The organism is Kineosporia sp. NBRC 101731 (genome assembly GCF_030269305.1).
Classification (GTDB): domain Bacteria; phylum Actinomycetota; class Actinomycetes; order Actinomycetales; family Kineosporiaceae; genus Kineosporia.
In genome coordinates, this window is the sequence record NZ_BSTC01000008.1 from 207719 (window position 1) to 224447 (window position 16729).

The following is a 16729-nucleotide window of genomic DNA, read 5'->3' on the forward strand; positions in this document are numbered from 1 at the left end:
ATAGGCAACCTCTAGGCTGCCTATTGTTGAAGGGGAGCGATGGACGACGAGGTGTTCCGGGCGCTGGCCGATCCCACCCGGCGGGCGTTGCTCGACCGGCTGGCCGAGGAGAACGGGCAGAGTCTCAAGCAACTCTGTGTGGGGCTGGGCATGTCCCGGCAGTCCGTGAGCAAGCACCTGGCGGTGCTCGAGGCGGCGAATGTGGTCACCACGCTGCGGCAAGGGCGTGAGCTGCTGCATCACCTGAATGCCGAGCCGATCAATGCCATTGCTGACCGGTGGATGTCGAAGTACGACCGCGGCCGGGCGCAGGTCCTGGCCGGTCTCAAGCAGGCTCTGGAGGGGCAGAACATGGCTGAGAACAGTGAGTTCGTCTACGTCACGTACATCCGCTCGACGCCGGAAAAGGTCTGGCGGGCGATCACCGAGCCGGAGTTCACGAAACAGTACTGGGGAGTGGAATTTCGCTCCGACTGGAAGAAGGGCAGCCCGATCGTCTGGGATTTCCAGGGGCTCGAGGTCGCCGATCCGGAGCAGGTGGTGGTGGAGTCCTCGCCCTACGAGCGCCTGGCCTACACCTGGCACGGTCTGACCCCGGAGCTCGTCGACACGATGGGCTGGGACGAGGACCGGCGGCTACGACTGGCCGAGGACCCACGGACCACGGCGACTTTCACGATCGAGCCGCAGGACGGCGGCGTGGTGAAGCTGAGTCTCGTGCACACCGGTGCACCGGACAGCACCATGGTGAAGATGGTCGAACAGGGCTGGCCCGTAGTGCTGGCCGGTCTCAAGACCTTGCTGGAGACCGGCTCTGCACTGAAGGGCTAGCTAGACGTCGATCCGCGATCCGATGATCACCGTCTGGTCGCGGGGCAGGCGGAAGTAGTCGGCGGCGTCGGCGGTGATGCCGGAGGTGGCCAGGAACAGCCGCTTGCGCCACCTGGTCATCCCGGGCGCGTCTCCGATCTCCAGGTCGATGGTGGACAGGAAGTAGGAGGCGTCACCCAGGGAGACGGGTAGCTCGGGAGCCGTGCCGCAGATCAGGGCCAGCGCTGCGGGGACATCAGGTTCGTCCATGTAGCCGAACCAGGCGGTCACGTGGGTGATGCCGTCGTCGGCGTATCCGAGCTCGTCGAGTACCACCCGTTCGGCGGGTGGGACGTACGGCACCGGCCGGGTCTGGATCGAGACGATCACCGCGTGCTGGTGCAGAACGTGGTTGTGCTCGACGTTCGCCCGCATCGCCAGGGGTGTCGTGTCCTTGCCACGGTTCAGGAAGACGGCGGTGCCCGGCACCCGTACCGGTTCCGGCTGCCGCGTGTGCAGGGTGTCGACGAATTCCCGCAACGACCCCTCTTCCTCCTCCCGCCGGCTGGTGACCTGTGCCCGTCCACGCTGCCAGGTGGTCATCACGGTGAAGGCGGTGATGGCGATCAGGAGCGGCAGCCAGGCGCCGTGCACCAGCTTGGTCAGGTTCGCGCTCAGGAACAGCAGGTCGAGCAGGAAGAAGACACCACCGGCGCCGAAGACCAGCCAGCGCGGCCAGTTCCAGCCCTTCCGGGCGACGTAGAAGAACAGGATGGTCGTGATGGTGATCGTGCCGGTGGCCGCCATCCCGTAGGCGTAGGCCAGCCGCTGCGAGCTCCGGAAGGTGAAGACCAGGGTCAGTACCGAGAACATCAGCAGCCAGTTGATCCACGGCACGTAGATCTGGCCGATCGCCTGGTCCGAGGTGTGGGTGATCCGCAGGCGGGGCAGATACCCGAGTTGGACGGCCTGGTGGGCGACGGAGAACGCGCCGGTGATGACGGCCTGGGAGGCGATCACGGTGGCCGCGGTGGCCAGCAGGACCAGGGGCAGACGGAACCACTCCGGTACCAGCAGGAAGAACGGGCTACTCAGGTTGGCCGGGTTCTGGATGATGAGAGCACCCTGGCCGAGGTAGTTGAGGAGGCCGGCCGGGAAGACGAGGATCAGCCAGGCCCGGGTGATGGCGGCCCGGCCGAAATGACCCATGTCGGCGAACAGCGCCTCGGCGCCGGTGATCGCCAGCACCACCGCGGCCATCGAGAAGAACGCGATCCCGAAGTGGCCGAACAGGAAGCCGATCGCGTAGGTCGGTGAGAGGGCCTTGAGCACTTCCGGGTTCTGCGTGATTCCGCGCAGGCCGGCGATCCCGATGGTGAGGAACCAGGCGATCATCACCGGGCCGAAGAGCCGTCCGACCTTGGCGGTGCCGAACTTCTGCGCGGTGAAGAGCGCCACGATGATCACGGCGGTGATCGGCACGGTCAGATTGGCCAGGGAGGGGTTCACGATCTCCAGGCCCTCGACCGCGGACAGGACCGAGATGGCCGGGGTGATCACGCTGTCGCCGAAGAACAGCGAGGCGCCGAAGATGCCCAGGCCGGCCAGCACCGCTTTGGTCCGCCGGGAGCCCGGCACCGCCTGACGACGGATCAGTGTGATGAGCGAGAGGATCCCGCCCTCGCCGTCGTTGTCGGCCCGCAGCACGAAGAGCACGTACATCAGGGTCACGATCAGCGTCACCGACCAGATGATCAGCGAGATCACCCCGAGGACGTTGTCCGGCGTCGCCGGCACCGGATGAGGGTCGTCGGGGCTGAAGATCGTCTGGAGCGTGTAGATCGGGCTCGTGCCGATGTCCCCGTAGACGACCCCGAGCGCGGCGATGGTCAGCGCGGTCCGGGCCAGGGAAGGGCTTCGCGTGTCGGCTGCAGGACGGTCAGGGTTGGCCACGCACGCGACTCTGGGGCCGGTTCCGTGACGGCGCAACATTTTGACAAGATTTTGACACGTGCCCGTTCGATTACCCCGCGTTACCATGCGGCTGGACGGGGGGTGCGGCCGGGGGCTCCGTGAGCGCACAGTGATAGGGCTCGGGGGTCTCATGAACGGACGTGGTGGTCGCCGGAGCGGTGTCGGCCCGGGTGTCGGCCAGGATGTTGTCGCTGACCCCAAACCAGGCGATCAGCGCGCTCACGGCCACCAGTACGGCGCCGCCGATCACGGCGGTGTGGAAGCCGTGGGCCAGTGGGCCGGGGCGGTTGAAGTCGTCGCCGGACAGGCCCATCGCCAGTGGCAGCACGGCCACCGAGAGCAGTCCGGCGGTGCGGGCGACGGCGTTGTTCACCCCGGAGGCGACACCGGCGTGCCGGTCCTCGGCGGCGGCCAGCACGGCGGCGGTCAGAGGGGCCACGGTCAGGCTCAGGCCCAGCCCGAAGACGATCACGGCGGGCAGAACGTCGGTGAGATAGCTTGCGGTGGAACCGATCCGGAGCATCAGCAGCAAACCGCAGGCCATGATGAGAGGTCCGAACGTCATCGGGCGGCGGGGGCCGATGCGGGCCGACAGGGCTCCGGTACGGGACGACAGGGTGAGCATGATCGCGGTCAGCGGCAGCGTGGCGGCGCCGGCTTGCAGGGGGCTGAGGCCGGTGACGACCTGCAACACGATCGCGAGCAGGAAGAAGGTGCCGGAGATCGCGGCGTAGAGGGCGAAGGTGACCAGGTTCGCGGCGGTGAACTGCCGGGAGGTGAAGATGTCGAGCGGTATCAGGGGATGGTTGCTGCGACGCTCGGTGAGGACGAATGCGACCAGCCCGAGAGCGCCGATCAGCGCAGCCGCCGTCACCACCGTGGTGGAGGACCCGCCGGCCGCGATCAGGGCGTAGGTCAGGCCACCGAGACCGATGGCGCCGGTGACGGATCCGGCGAGATCGGGACGACGGGGCGCCGTCGGGTCGAGTGACTCCGGCACGTGCCGCAGAGCCAGCCCGATCACGAAAACCGTGAGCGGCAGGTTGATCAGGAAGACCAGACGCCAGGACTGCTCGAGCAGGGCGCCGCCGAGCAGCGGGCCGAGCGCGGCGGACACCCCGCCCAGGCCCGACCATGCCCCGATCGCCCGGGCCCGGTCGGCGGGATGGAACGACGACGAGATCATCGCCAGGCTGCCGGGTGTCAGCAGCGCGCCACCGACCCCCTGGAGGGCGCGGGCCAGCACGAGAGTCTCCAGATTCGGTGCGACGCCGCACATCAGCGACGCGACGCCGAACCAGGCGACACCGATCAGGAACACCCGCCGCCGGCCGAAGCGGTCACCCAGCGACCCGCCGAGCAGGATCAGGGAGGCCAGGGTGAGCGCGTACCCGTTGACGGTCCACTGCATCCCGGCCACGTCCGCGTCCAGGTCACGACCGATCGTGGGCAGCGCCACGTTGACCACGGTGGCATCGAGACTGACCACCGCGCTGCCCAGAACCGCCGCGGTCAGGACCCACCGCCCGGACGGCGTGGAGAGGCGCAGCGGTGCTGCGTCCTCAGTGGGAGCTTTTCGTGGCTGACCCGTCATGTCACCGAGACTGCCCCACTTCGTCACACCGCGTCGAGCCTATGGTGGCTGCATGGAATACGTGAAGCTCGGCTCGACGGGACTGGATGTCTCCCGTCTGTGTCTCGGATGCGTGAGTTACGGGGAGCCCGGCCGTGGCACCCATCCCTGGACCCTCGGCGAGGACGAGAGCCGTCCCTTCATCAAGACGGCCGTCGAGGCCGGGATCACGTTCTTCGTCCCCCAGCGCTAGCGCGCCGGGAGGTGCCCCCACCGGCCAACATGTATTCGGACGGCACCAGCGAGGAGATCGTCGGCCGGGCGCTGGCCGACTACGCCCGCCGCCACGAGATCGTGCTGGACGCGGGTAGCGATCGGCAGAAGACTGACGCCGTCGGCCAGACCCTCTATCAGGAGGGCGATCGTGAGATCGTCGAGGCAGTCGCCAAGGTGGCGGACGCCCGGGGCGTCTCCCGAGCCCAGGTGGCACTGGCGTGGGTGGCCCGGAACCCGGTCGTGACCGCTCCGATCATCGGGGCGACCAAGCCGCACCACCTGACCGATGCGCTGGCCGGGATCGAGCTGCAGCTGACGGACGACGAGGTGTCGCAGCTGGAGGCTCCCTACACGGCCCATGCCGTGGCCGGTCACTCGTAGCATCCGGAAACCTACTCGAAGCTTCCAAGTGCTCTTGTCTGCCTACTTTGAGTGATGGGAAGATCATTGAGCGACAACTGAATTGCATTAAGTAACGAATTGGTCTCGGTGTGTTGCCCTGGCTTGTCCGGATGATGATGGGGGATTCCTCGTCCGTTTGCCATCCGGTCAGCCATCGGCTGCTCCGGGCCCCCGGTTGTCGACGCATCGACGTGTCAACGTGTGCAACGTTCAACTATGCGGGGGCAATGTGCCTGAGGAGGCAGCAGTCTTGAAGAAGGTCATGCGCGGTGTCAGTGCGACGGTGGCAATGGGCGCGATCGTAGGTCTGGCAGCCTGTGCCCCGCCGGACAAGAAGGACGACAGCGCGACCGGCGCCAACGGCGTCAGCGCCGCGTCGGCGACCTCCGCGGAGGAGTTCGGAGGGCTCGACGCCCTGGTCACGGCGGCCAAGAAGGAAGGCCAGCTGAACGTTGTCGCACTGCCGGACAACTGGGCGAACTACGGCAAGATCAAGGCCGCCTTCACCGAGAAGTACGGCATCAAGATCACCACGGACAACCCGGGCGGGTCCAGTCAGGAGGAGATCAACTCGGTCAAGGACGAGAAGGGCCGCAGCTCGGCCCCGGACGTCCTGGACATGGGTGGTGCCGTCACCCTGGCCAACACCGCTCTGTACGCGCCCTACCAGGTCGCGACCTGGGACGACATCCCGGACAGCCAGAAGGAGTCGACCGGCCTGTGGGTCAACGACTACGGCGGCTACATGTCGATCGGCTACGACTCGTCCAAGTTCAACGACGTCTCCGCGCTGAAAGACCTGCTCGGTAAGGACTTCAAGAACTCGGTCGCACTGAACGGTGACCCGACGCAGGCCGGTGCCGCGTTTGCCGGCGTCGCGTTCGCCGCGCTCGGCAACGGTGGCTCGGCCGACGACGTCAGCAAGGGTGTCGACTTCTTCACCGAGCTGAAGAAGGCCGGCAACTTCGTGCCGGTGCAGGCCAGCGACACCACGATCAAGAGCGGTGAGACGCCGGTCGTGTTCGACTGGGACTATCTGAACGCCGCCCAGGTCAAGGAGGTCCCGACCTGGAAGACCGTGATCCCCGAGGGTGTCCTGCTCGGCAGCTACTACAACCAGGCCGTCAACAAGGACGCTCCGCACCCGGCCGCCGCCCGGCTGTGGCAGGAGTTCCTCTACTCCGACGAGGGCCAGAACCTCTACCTCGGTGGTGGCGCCCGTCCGGTGCGCATGGAGGCCATGACCACGGCCGGCACCATCGACAAGGACGCCGCGGCGAAGCTGCCCGAGGCCAAGGGTGACGCGGTGTTCCTGACCACGGAGCAGACCACGAAGGCCACCGAATACCTGACCAAGAACTGGGCCAAGGCGATCGGCTGACGTGGTGACGTCCACGCCTGTCGACGGTGAACCCGCCGCCCGGTCCTCGCGGACCGGGCGGCGGGTCCCGCTCAGCTGGCTCGGTGTGGTGCCGTTCCTGGCCTACATCGGGCTCTTCCTGCTCCTGCCCACCGTGCTGGTGGTGGTCCAGGCGTTCGCCGACCCCGACGGGCGGCCGACCCTGGACAACGTCCGGGCCCTGTCCGAGAGTTATGTGCTGACCGCCTTCTGGCGCAGCATCGAGTTGTCGTTCGTCACCGCCCTGGTCGGAGCCGTGCTCGGTGCGCTGCTGGCCTACCTGCTGGTGAGTGGCCCGGCCGACGGATTCGTCCGGCGCGTGGCCACCGCGGCCGCTGGTGTGCTGGCCCAGTTCGGCGGTGTGACCCTGGCTTTCGCGTTCATCGTGAGCGTCGGTAACCAGGGCCTGATCACCCTGCTGCTGCAGAACATCGGGATCGGCGCCTCCGGTGGCTGGCTCTACCAGATGTCCGGCCTGATCGTGGTGTACCTGTACTTCCAGATCCCGCTGATGGTGCTGGTCTTCCTGCCCGCGCTGGACGGCGTGAAACCACAGTGGCGGGAGGCCACCGAGAGTCTCGGTGGCAACAGCTGGGCCTACTGGCGGCACGTCGCGGTACCGCTGCTGACCCCGCCCTTCCTGGGAGCGTTCCTGCTGTTGTTCGCCAACGCGTTCGCCGCCTACGCCACCGCCGCGGCGCTGATCAGTCAGGGTGGCGTGATCATCCCGCTGCAGATCCGCGCGGCCATCACCAGTGAGACCGTGCTCGGCCGGGAGAACGTGGCCAACGCGCTGGCTCTCGGCATGGTGATCGTGGTCGCCGTGGCCATGGCGCTCTACTCCTGGATGCAGCGGAGGTCCGCCCGATGGCTGCAGTGATGACCGAACTGACCACAGCTCCACCGAAGAACCAGGGTGTGCGAGCCCGTTCGGCCCTGCGCTTCCGGATCGGCCGGGCCGTGCTGCTCGTGCTGTTCGCCCTGTTCTTCGCCGTCCCGCTGCTCGCGCTGATCGAGTTCAGCACGCGCAGCACCGACCTGACCGGGCCACGCACGCTGGAGTACTGGCGCTACATCGGCCAGGACCCGCAGATCCTCACCGCGCTGCGCGACTCGGTGCTGCTGGCCCTGATCACCTCGGTGGTGGCCCTGGTCCTGCTGCTGCCGACCATGGTCTGGGTGCGGCTGCGGCTGCCGAAACTTCATCGGGTGGTGGAGTTCCTGTGCCTACTGCCGCTGACCATCCCGGCCCTGGTGCTGGTGGTCGGCTGGGCCCCGATCTACCTGTGGATCGCCTACTTCACCCCCGCCCAGTTCGACAGTTCACCCGTGGTACTGGCTTTCGCCTACGTCATCCTGGTGATGCCGTACATGTACCGCTCGCTGGACGCGGGGCTGTCGTCGATCGACGTGCGCACCCTGGCCGAGGCCGCACGCAGCCTGGGCGCCGGCTGGTTCACCGTGATGGCGCGCGTGATCATGCCGAACATGCTCTCGGCCGTGCTCAACGCAGCGCTGCTGTCGGTGGCGCTGGTGCTCGGTGAGTTCACCGTGGCCTCGCTGCTCAACTACGACAACCTGCAGGTCGTGATGAACAACGTGGCCCAGATCAGTTCCGGGGTCACGGTCGCGCTCGCCGCGGCGTCCCTGATGTTCGTGTTCGTGCTGCTGTTCGCGCTGTCGTTCGCCGGCCGCCGCCGGCCGGCCCGCGCGACCGCTGAGGAGAAGTGACGTGACGAAAACCGATACCCCAGTGACGGCCGCCGAGGCCACCCGGGCCGGGGTCGAGGTCCGGCTGGAAGGACTGCGGCGCCAGTACGGTGCGGTCACCGCCCTGGACGGCCTCGACCTCACCATCAAGCCCGGCGAATTCGTCGCTCTGCTCGGCCCCTCCGGCTGCGGGAAGACCACCGCGCTGCGGCTTCTCGCGGGTCTGGAAGACGCCGACGGCGGGCGCGTGGTGGTCGGCGACAAGGACGTCACCCAGCTGCCCACGAACAAGCGCGACATGGGCATGGTGTTTCAGGCCTACTCGCTCTTCCCGCACATGACCGCCCGGCAGAACGTCGCCTTCGGGCTGCGCCTGCGCAAGATCGGCGAAACCGAACGCAACCGGCGGGCGGGCGAGATGCTCGAACTGGTCGGCCTTTCGGCGCAGGCTGACCGGTACGCCCACCAGATGTCCGGCGGTCAGCAGCAGCGGGTGGCCCTGGCCCGGGCCCTGGCGATCCGCCCGACCGTGCTGCTGCTCGACGAGCCGCTCTCCGCCCTGGACGCCAAGGTCCGGGCCACCCTGCGCGACGAGATCCGCCGCGTGCAGCTGGAGGTCGGGATCACCACGCTGTTCGTCACGCACGACCAGGAGGAGGCGCTCGCCGTCGCCGACCGGGTGGGTGTGATGAACGCGGGCCGGCTGGAGCAGCTGGGCCCCCCGACCGAGGTCTACGGTCGTCCGGCCACGCCGTTCGTGGCTCAGTTCGTGGGCCTGTCCAACCGCATCCCGGCGACCGTGAACGGTTCCACGGCAGATGTTCTGGGTGCCGCGGTGCCGGTCATCCCGTCGTCGATCGACCGTGGTGAGGGCTTCGCCCTGGTGCGCCCGGAGGCCGTGGACCTGTTCCCGGTGACCGACGGCGCGACCGGCCCGCTGGTGGGTCAGGTGATCGCGACCTCGTTCCTCGGTGCGGTCAGCCGGATCACGGTCGACCTGGGCCCGGCCGGCAAGGTGCTGGCCCAGATGCCCACCTCGCAGGCTGGTGGCTTCGGCTCCGGCAGCGTGGCCCGGGTGACGTTCCGGCCCGACCCGGTGCTGGTGGTCAAGGGCTGACCTGCCCCTCTTCGGTGATCATGCCAATCCCCCAGCCTTCGGCCGGGAGGTGCCCCCACTCCCCGGAGTTCTGGAACTGCTGGCCCGAGAGTTCTAGAACGCCGGGGAGGTTTTGCATGATCACGAAGAGGAGGGGTGCGGTTCTCGGAACTCGGGGACACTTTGCAAGATCACGAACAGGGGTTTGGCCGGGTCAGTAGGCTTGGAGGGCCAGATCGATCGCCAGACCCAGTCCGGTCAGGGCGATGAGGATGCGCAGGGGGCCGGCCGGGGCATGGCGCAGGACGATCGGGCCGATCCGGCCGCCGATCAGGGATCCCAGGGCCAGGGGCAGGCAGTACAGCCAGTCCACCGGGCCGAAAGCGATGAAGTAGACCGCGGCCACGGCATTCGCGGCCGTGAGCACGGTGGTGCGCACGGCGCTGGCCCGGGCCAGGCCCAGCCCGGTGAGACCGAGCAGCAGGGCTATCAGCATCACGCCGGCGGCGGCCCCGAAGTAGCCGCCGTAGATGCCGACGAGGAACGTGCCGATCAGGAGGGCGCGCGGTGGGCCGTCGTCCGCCGGTGCCGGATCGAGATCGGCTGCGGTGTGCGGGATTTGGTCGGCCGGAACGTCGCCGACGGCCGATCCTTTCGCCGGTCCGGGGCGCAGCAGCACGGCCAGGGCGGCGCCGCCGATCAGGAACGGCACGACCTTCTCGAACGCGTCGGACGGGGTGAGCAGGAGCAGTACACCGCCGACGATGCCGCCGGGTACGGCCCAGAGCAGCATCTTTCGCAGCAGTGGGCCCTGGCCGCGCAGCTCCGGGCGGGAGCCGTGCAGGGTGCCCGCGCCGGAAAAGATCAGGGCCACGGTGTTGGTGACGTTGGCGCTGATCGGGGAGATGCCGGTGGCCAGCAGGGCGGGGTAGCTGATCAGCGAGGCCAGACCGGCGATGCTGCCCGTGAGACCGCTGCCGATACCGGCGAGCACCAGCAGGAGGGCCGTGGTCGCACTCACCGGTGCAACACCGAGCGCCGCTCCGGATCGCGCAGGTCGGTGCCTGCTTCCAGCCACATCTGCCGGACGTGGGCCGCGCCCCGGGCCCGGGCCAGAGCAGCCTCGTCCGGGGTCATGGGCAGCACGGGGTAGAAGCCCACCGGGTCGGCCGGGGGCCCGAGATCGAGGTCGGGCACCAGGCCACCGGCGTCACCCAGCAGCACCGCGGTGAACCGGGCCCCCGGCCAGAGGGGCTGCTGCAGGTCGATCGTGGCGCCGGAGGCCAGTACGAGTCCTTCGACCTGAGGGGTGGCGGCCAGCACGGCCAGCGTTCGCAGGACCTCGTCGCGGGCGGGGCGCAGACTCAGGACGAGTTCGGCCCGGGGGCCGCGCACCGGATCGGCGACCGTGGCCGTGGGTGGGTGCATCGGCTCCTCGCTGATCCCGACGGTGACGTAGCGGACCAGGCCGGTGGGGTCGGGTCCGAAACGGTCGACGTGCAGCGTGCGGGTGCCCAGGAAGGTCACGGAGGCACTGGCGTTCGGACCGGGGAAGGTTGTCGTCAGATGCGTCCGGACGAGGTCGGTGACGGCAGGCACCCCGGCATTCCATCACGGCCCCCCGCAGCGGGATCGGGCCGCCGCCGGTAGGGGCACCTGGAGAGCCGCGGTGACCACCTCGTCCTCCGCTGCGGCACGACCACCGGGCGATCACCCGGTTCCGGGCCGGGGCATCGTGCCACCATGCAGGAATGCCTGCGGACGAGGATCTCCTGCACCGGGCCCGGTTGCTGCAGGCCGGGAAACTGGAGCCGGTTCCGCCCCGGGCGGCGGCCACGGTCGCGCTGCTGCGGGACGGCGCGGCCGGTCCGGAGGTGTATCTCCTGCGCCGGGTGCCGCAGATGGCCTTCGCCGCCGGGATGTACGTGTTCCCCGGTGGTTCGGTGGACGCCACGGACGCGGTCGGCGGGCACGGCTGGCAGGGGCCCGACCCGGCCACCTGGGCCCGGTGGTTCCGCACCCGGGAGAGCACCGCGTCGTCCGTCGTCCGGGCCGCCGTGCGCGAGACGTTCGAGGAGACAGGGGTGCTGCTGGCCTCCGGTGGGCCGTCGGCGGGGTCGTCGGCGGGGCCTCCGGCGGGGTCGAGGACGGACGAAATGGCGGACGAGGTGGTCGGCGAACGGGAGCGGGCCGGTCTGGAGGCGGGCCGGGAGAGCCTGGCCGCCCTGCTCGCCCGGCACGACCTCGACCTGCGCGCGGACCTCCTGGCTCCGCTGCAGCACTGGATCACCCCGGAACTGGAGCTGCGTCGCTACGACACCCGGTTCTTCGTCGCCGCACTGCCGCCGGGTCAGGAACCCCGAAACGTGGGTGGTGAGGCCGATCGCCGGGTGTGGATCACTCCCGCGCGGGCGCTGAACTCAGGTCTGACCCTGATGCCGCCGACCCGGGCTGCCCTCACCGAGCTGGCGAGGTATGCCACCGTGGCCGAGGCCCTCACCGCTGAACGGGAGATCGGTGTCGTGATGCCGAGATTCGAGATCGTCGGGGACCGGCTGGTGCGCAGCACCGGATGAGGTCAGGTCTGCCGGATCGCGGGACCCAGGAGCAGCCGGCTCGCCGCCGGCCGGTAACGCGGTAGGCCCAGGGGTGGGAGGGGTGGCACGAAGAGCCGGGAAAAGCCCGGAAGGGCCAGTCGCTCAGGCATCGACACCCGGCGCCGCTTCGTCCCGGCGCACTGCCAGCACCAGGGCCACCAGCAGGACCAGGGCGATGGCCAGCAGGGGCACCTCGCGGTTGTCGGTGTAGCGCAACTGCGCCAGGGCGACGGCGGCGAGGGCGCCCCCGAGGACGACGCGGGTGGGGGAGCAGCGCGGGTGCAGCAGACCGACCCCGATCACCACCGCGACCAGGAACGGTCCCCAGTAGTACGAGAGGATCAGCGGGTCCAGGAGCAGACGCACCACCAGCACGGCCAGCGGCGCGATCCAGACGACGTCGCGGCGGCGGCCCAGCCCGAGGGCGACCACCGCCCCGGCCAGTCCCGCGGCGATGCCCTGGAGCAGGCGTAGTTCCCAGCTGAACTCGGTCAGGTGGGGGAACAGCAGGCCGATCAGGGTCTCTTCACGGATGGTCCACACCAGGTGGAACATCTCGAACCGGCCGGTGGCGAGGAAGGGCAGGTACGGCAGCACGGCGCCGGCGGCGAAGGCTGTGCCGGCCCGGGCGAGTCGTCGGGGGGCGCGTTCCACCAGCAGCACCCCGGCTGCCAGCACGCCCCAGGGCTCCCAGCCCGCGGACAGCCCGATGATCAGCCCACCGGCGGTGCTACGGCCGCGCACGGCCGCAGAGGTGCCGACGACCCACATCACGGGGACGCCGTACTGGGCCAGGTGCCCGCCCAGCCAGAACTGGTGGGGCACGGTGATCAGCACGGCTGTCAGACCGGCCGCGAGTTCCATCGGGGCGCAGTCCGGCAGGTCGTGCAGCCGGCGCAGGTACCGCACGAAGGCCATGACGCCGGCGACGATGAGGGCGCCGCCGATCAGGCGCAGGAGGAACTGCCCGGCGAGGCCGACGTCGATGTAGCCGGCGTGGTGCTGATGGCCGAACGGGTACAGGGCCCAGCTGGCAAGCAGCTCGAACGGGCCGGCCTGCATCCAGGAGGTGCTGTAGATCTCACCCAGACGGCCCTGCAGGATCCAGCCTCCGGCGCGGCTGAAACGCACCAGGTCGGCCGGCTGGACGCCCAGGTTCCAGATCGACTGCACCGCCCCGACCCCGCACAACAGCCAGCGCAGCCGGGTGACCACCCGCAGGGCAGGAGCGAGCCCACTCAGCCGGCGCCCGGCGGCGACCAGCTGAGGGGCTTCCTGCGGGAAGGAGGTCACCGAGTGTGGCTCGGCGACCGGGGTTGGTGCCTTTACTTACCCGGGTACGACTTGCGGAACGGCTTGCGGCTGTCCGGGGTGCCCCGTGGGTGCTGCGGGGGCGCCCCGTCGGTCTTGGTGAGGTGGATGAGCTTCCCCGAGATCCGGGTCTGCGTCAGCGCCTCGACGGTTTCGCGCGACAGGTTGGCCGGCAGTTCGACCAGGGTGTGGTCGGCCTGGATGTCGATGTGACCGAAGTCCGACCGGCCCAGACCGCCCTCGTTCGCGATCGCCCCGACGATGGCGCCGGGCTGTACCCGGTGCCGGCGCCCGACCGCGATGCGGTAGGTCGCCAGAGGCACGTCGCCCCGGGGGCGACGCGGACCGGCCACCCGCGGTGCCGGACGGCCGTTGCGGGCGGCGCCGGCGGGCTCCCGGGCCGGACGACGGGCCGAGGGCGGCGGGTCGGGCGGCAGCAGGAAGGACTTACCGGCCTGGGCCATCACGGCCAGGGCGGCGGCCACGTCGGTCGCCGGCACGTCGTTCTCGGCCAGGAACTCCTCGATCAGACCGCGGAACACGGCCACCTCGGGGTTCTCCAGATTGGCCTTGATCGAGTCGGTGAACTTGCCGACGCGCGTGGAGTTCACGTCGTCGGCGGTCGGCAGCGGCATCTCTTCGATCGTCGAGCGGGTGGCCCGCTCGATCGACCCGAGCAGGCGCTTCTCCCGCGGCGTGACGAACAGCAGCGCCTCGCCGGAGCGACCGGCCCGGCCGGTGCGGCCGATCCGGTGCACGTACGACTCGCTGTCGTGCGGGATGTCGAAGTTCACGACGTGGGTGATGCGTTCCACATCGAGACCGCGGGCGGCGACATCGGTGGCGACGAGGATGTCGAGCTGACCGGACTTGAGCTGGTCGATCGTGCGCTCACGCTGCTGCTGAGCCAGGTCACCGTTGATGGCGGCGGCGGAGAAGCCCCGCGCCCGCAGCCGCTCGGCCAGTTCCTCGGTGGACTGCTTGGTGCGGACGAAGATGATCATCGCCCCGAAGTCCTCGACCTCGAGGACCCGGGTGAGGGCGTCCACCTTCTGCTGGTGACCCACGAAGATGTAGCGCTGCCGGGTGTTGACCGACGTCACCGTGCGGTTGGCCACGGTGATCTCGGCCGCGTCGGTGAGGTACTTCTTCGAGATGCGGCGGATCTGCGGCGGCATGGTGGCCGAGAAGAGGGCCACCTGCTTGTCGTCCGGAGTCGTCGCCAGGATCGTCTCGACGTCTTCCTGGAAGCCCATCTGCAGCATCTCGTCGGCCTCGTCCAGCACCAGGTACTTCAGCTGGGAGAGGTCGAGGGTGCGCTTCTCCAGGTGATCTATCACCCGTCCGGGCGTACCGACGACGATGTGGGCGCCGCGCTTGAGGCCGGCCAGCTGCACGCCGTAGCTCTGCCCACCGTAGATCGGCAGCACGTGCAGACCCGGGATGTGGTGGGAGTAGCGGCCGAAGGCCTCGGCCACCTGCAGCGCCAGTTCCCGGGTGGGAGCGAGCACCAGGGCCTGCGGGGCACGCTGGGAGAGGTCGATGCGGCTGAGTACCGGCAGCGCGAACGCTGCGGTCTTACCGGTACCGGTCTGGGCCAGACCGACCAGGTGGCGCCCCTCCATCAGCGGCGGGATCGCCGCGGCCTGGATGGGGGAGGGCATCTCATAGCCGACATCGCTGAGGGCTCGAAGCACGCGCTCGTCGATCCCGAGGTCGGCGAACGTGGGCTGGGCCTCGCGCGGCTCCGGCAGCTCTGCGGGGGGATGGGGGACGTCCACAGAGTGCTCCGGAGTGTCTTCCGGGGCGTCGCGGACAGCGGGATCGGTGTTCATCGCCCACTAATCTACGGAGCCTGGGGGCTTCCTGCACAACGCGGGGCCCCAGGAACCGAGTTGTCCCGGGGCCCACGGCTGTGCAGCGGCTTTGCTGGGTGACCCTGCGTGGTTAGTCGCCCGCCAGGGTGGCGGGTGCTCCGGAAGCGGCCGGTGGGGGTGCATCGGGAGCACGTTCCACGGTGAAGTCCCCCGCCTCGGTCGCGTCCGGGAGTTCTGGTGCACCGGCCCGCCGCAGCACCAGGGTGAGCAGCACGGTGATGATCAGATTGGCCAGGACCGCCACGAAACCGACGTAGATCTGCTTGTCGCTGTCGAACCCGGCGAGTGACAGTTTGTAGGCGGAGCCACCGAAATGGTCCTTGCCGTTGTTCGGGTTCGGGATCTGGTAGAGCATCCCGATGCCGACCACCAGCCCGGCCACCAGACCGGTGCTCAGCGCCCACGGATGCAGCCAGCGGGTGTACACCCCGAGGGCCACGGACGGCAGGGTCTGGAGGATCAGGACGCCCCCGATCAGCTGCAGGTCGATGGCGAACTGCGGGTCGAGGAAGAGGATCACCGCGACCGCGCCGACCTTCACCACCAGGGACGTGATCTTGCTGACTCCCGCCTCCTGAGCCGGGGTGGCGTCGCGCTTCAGATACTCCTTGTAGACGTTGCGGGTGAACAGGTTGGCCGCCGCGATCGACATGATCGAGGCCGGCACCAGCGCCCCGATACCGATCGCCGCGTAGGCCACGCCCGCGAACCAGTCCGGGAACATCTGGTCGAACAGCGAGGGCACGATCGTGTTGGTGTCCTTGCCCAGGGGCTTGATCCCGGCGGCCAGCGCCATGTAGCCCAGCAGCGCGATCAGGCCGAGCAGGAAGCTGTAGGCCGGCAGCGCGGACATGTTCTTCTTGATCGTGTCGCGGCTCCTGGCCGCCAGCACGCTGGTGAGCGAGTGCGGGTAGAGGAACAGCGCCAGGGCCGAGCCGAGCGCCAGGGTGATGTACTGCAACTGGTTGTTCGCGTTCAGCACGATGCTGCCCCGGGGCGCCCCGGTGTTCGGGTTGGTCTGGCTCAAGGCCTGCTCGGCGCTGCCGAAGATCACTCCCCAGCCGCCGAGCTTGTACGGGATCACGATCACGGCCACGATGATCACCAGGTAGATGAGCGTGTCCTTGACGAACGCGATCAGCGCCGGCGCCCGCAGGCCCGAGCTGTACGTGTACACGGCCAGGATCAGGAACGCGATGATGATCGGCAGGTGACCGGTCACGCCCATCACCTTGAGCACCGCCTCGATGCCGATGAGCTGCAGGGCGATGTACGGCATGGTGGCGACGATGCCGGTGATCGCGACCAGCAGGGCCAGGGTGGGGGAGCCGAAGCGGCCCCGCACGAAGTCGGCCGGGGTGACGTAGCCGTGCCGGTAGCTCACCGACCACAGCCGGGTCATCACCAGGAACGCCAGCGGGTAGATCAGGATCGTGTACGGCACGGCGTAGAAGCCGATGGCCCCGGAGGAGAAGACCAGGGCCGGGACCGCGACGAAGGTGTAGGCCGTGTAGAGGTCGCCACCGAGGAGGAACCAGGTCACCCAGGTGCCGAAGTTCCGCCCTCCGAGACCCCATTCGTCCAGATGGTCGAGCGAGTCGGCCCGTCGCCAGCGGGCGGCGGCGAAGCCCATCACCGAGACGAGCAGGAAGAGGAAGGTGAAGACGACGAGTTCGACGATGTGGTCGGAGGCGTGGGGCATGC

The 16729-nt window shown here is 69.0% G+C and carries 13 protein-coding genes and 1 pseudogene; 7 read left to right on the forward strand and 7 right to left on the reverse strand.

Features of this window, described 5'->3' with window-relative positions:
• The first annotated feature begins 39 nt into the window (after positions 1-39).
• Positions 40-831 carry an ArsR/SmtB family transcription factor gene (locus QSK05_RS22630; protein WP_285599291.1) on the forward strand — a complete coding sequence of 264 codons (792 nt, stop codon included), beginning with the start codon at positions 40-42 and terminating at the stop codon, positions 829-831.
• Here the strand turns inward: QSK05_RS22630 and QSK05_RS22635 are convergent, their stop codons facing one another.
• Together QSK05_RS22635 and QSK05_RS22640 are read right to left on the reverse strand one after the other, a co-directional pair.
• Positions 832-2802, reverse strand: coding sequence for a potassium transporter Kup (locus QSK05_RS22635; protein ID WP_502879805.1), 1971 nt, complete (start codon positions 2800-2802; stop codon positions 832-834). It lies immediately after the preceding gene.
• 31 nt (positions 2803-2833) lie between these two features.
• On the reverse strand, positions 2834-4378 hold the full coding sequence (locus tag QSK05_RS22640) for an MFS transporter (protein ID WP_285599293.1): 1545 nt from the start codon (positions 4376-4378) through the stop codon (positions 2834-2836).
• 52 nt (positions 4379-4430) lie between these two features.
• On the opposite strand from QSK05_RS22640, the pseudogene QSK05_RS22650 reads away from it, so the two are divergent.
• The 5 genes and pseudogenes from QSK05_RS22650 (at position 4431) to QSK05_RS22670 (ending at position 9261) form a co-directional block, all read left to right on the forward strand.
• Positions 4431-5014 (forward strand): annotated as a pseudogene (locus tag QSK05_RS22650) (aldo/keto reductase).
• Between the two features lie 283 nt (positions 5015-5297).
• Entirely contained in the window at positions 5298-6416 is a 1119-nt protein-coding gene (locus tag QSK05_RS22655) for an ABC transporter substrate-binding protein (RefSeq protein ID WP_352302299.1), read from the forward strand.
• A gap of 4 nt (positions 6417-6420) precedes the next feature.
• A complete protein-coding gene (locus QSK05_RS22660; protein ID WP_285599297.1) occupies positions 6421-7314 on the forward strand; it encodes an ABC transporter permease in 894 nt (297 codons plus the stop codon).
• On the forward strand, positions 7302-8165 hold the full coding sequence (locus tag QSK05_RS22665) for an ABC transporter permease (RefSeq protein ID WP_285599298.1): 864 nt from the start codon (positions 7302-7304) through the stop codon (positions 8163-8165). The genes QSK05_RS22660 and QSK05_RS22665 overlap by 13 nt, the downstream gene beginning before the upstream one ends.
• A 1-nt stretch (position 8166) precedes the next feature.
• On the forward strand, positions 8167-9261 hold the full coding sequence (locus QSK05_RS22670; RefSeq protein ID WP_285599299.1) for an ABC transporter ATP-binding protein: 1095 nt from the start codon (positions 8167-8169) through the stop codon (positions 9259-9261).
• Between the two features lie 193 nt (positions 9262-9454).
• On the opposite strand, the gene QSK05_RS22675 is transcribed toward QSK05_RS22670, so the two are convergent.
• Both QSK05_RS22675 and QSK05_RS22680 read right to left on the reverse strand, forming a co-directional pair.
• Positions 9455-10261, reverse strand: coding sequence for a sulfite exporter TauE/SafE family protein (locus QSK05_RS22675; RefSeq protein WP_285599300.1), 807 nt, complete (start codon positions 10259-10261; stop codon positions 9455-9457).
• Complete coding sequence (locus QSK05_RS22680) at positions 10258-10839, reverse strand: suppressor of fused domain protein (RefSeq protein WP_285599301.1); 582 nt, start codon at positions 10837-10839, stop codon at positions 10258-10260. The genes QSK05_RS22675 and QSK05_RS22680 overlap by 4 nt, the downstream gene beginning before the upstream one ends.
• A gap of 152 nt (positions 10840-10991) precedes the next feature.
• Between QSK05_RS22680 and QSK05_RS22685 the strand changes: the two genes are divergently transcribed.
• Positions 10992-11816, forward strand: coding sequence for an NUDIX hydrolase (locus QSK05_RS22685; protein WP_285599302.1), 825 nt, complete (start codon positions 10992-10994; stop codon positions 11814-11816).
• A gap of 123 nt (positions 11817-11939) precedes the next feature.
• Here the strand turns inward: QSK05_RS22685 and QSK05_RS22690 are convergent, their stop codons facing one another.
• The 3 genes from QSK05_RS22690 to mctP all read right to left on the reverse strand — a co-directional run bounded on the left by QSK05_RS22690 (position 11940) and on the right by mctP (position 16727).
• Positions 11940-13130: a hypothetical protein gene (locus tag QSK05_RS22690; protein ID WP_285599303.1), complete on the reverse strand. Its 1191-nt coding sequence runs from the start codon at positions 13128-13130 to the stop codon at positions 11940-11942.
• Positions 13131-13162: 32 nt separating this feature from the next.
• Positions 13163-14983: a DEAD/DEAH box helicase gene (locus tag QSK05_RS22695; RefSeq protein ID WP_285599304.1), complete on the reverse strand. Its 1821-nt coding sequence runs from the start codon at positions 14981-14983 to the stop codon at positions 13163-13165.
• A gap of 112 nt (positions 14984-15095) precedes the next feature.
• On the reverse strand, positions 15096-16727 hold the full coding sequence (gene mctP, locus QSK05_RS22700; RefSeq protein WP_285599305.1) for a monocarboxylate uptake permease MctP: 1632 nt from the start codon (positions 16725-16727) through the stop codon (positions 15096-15098).
• Positions 16728-16729: the final 2 nt, after the last annotated feature.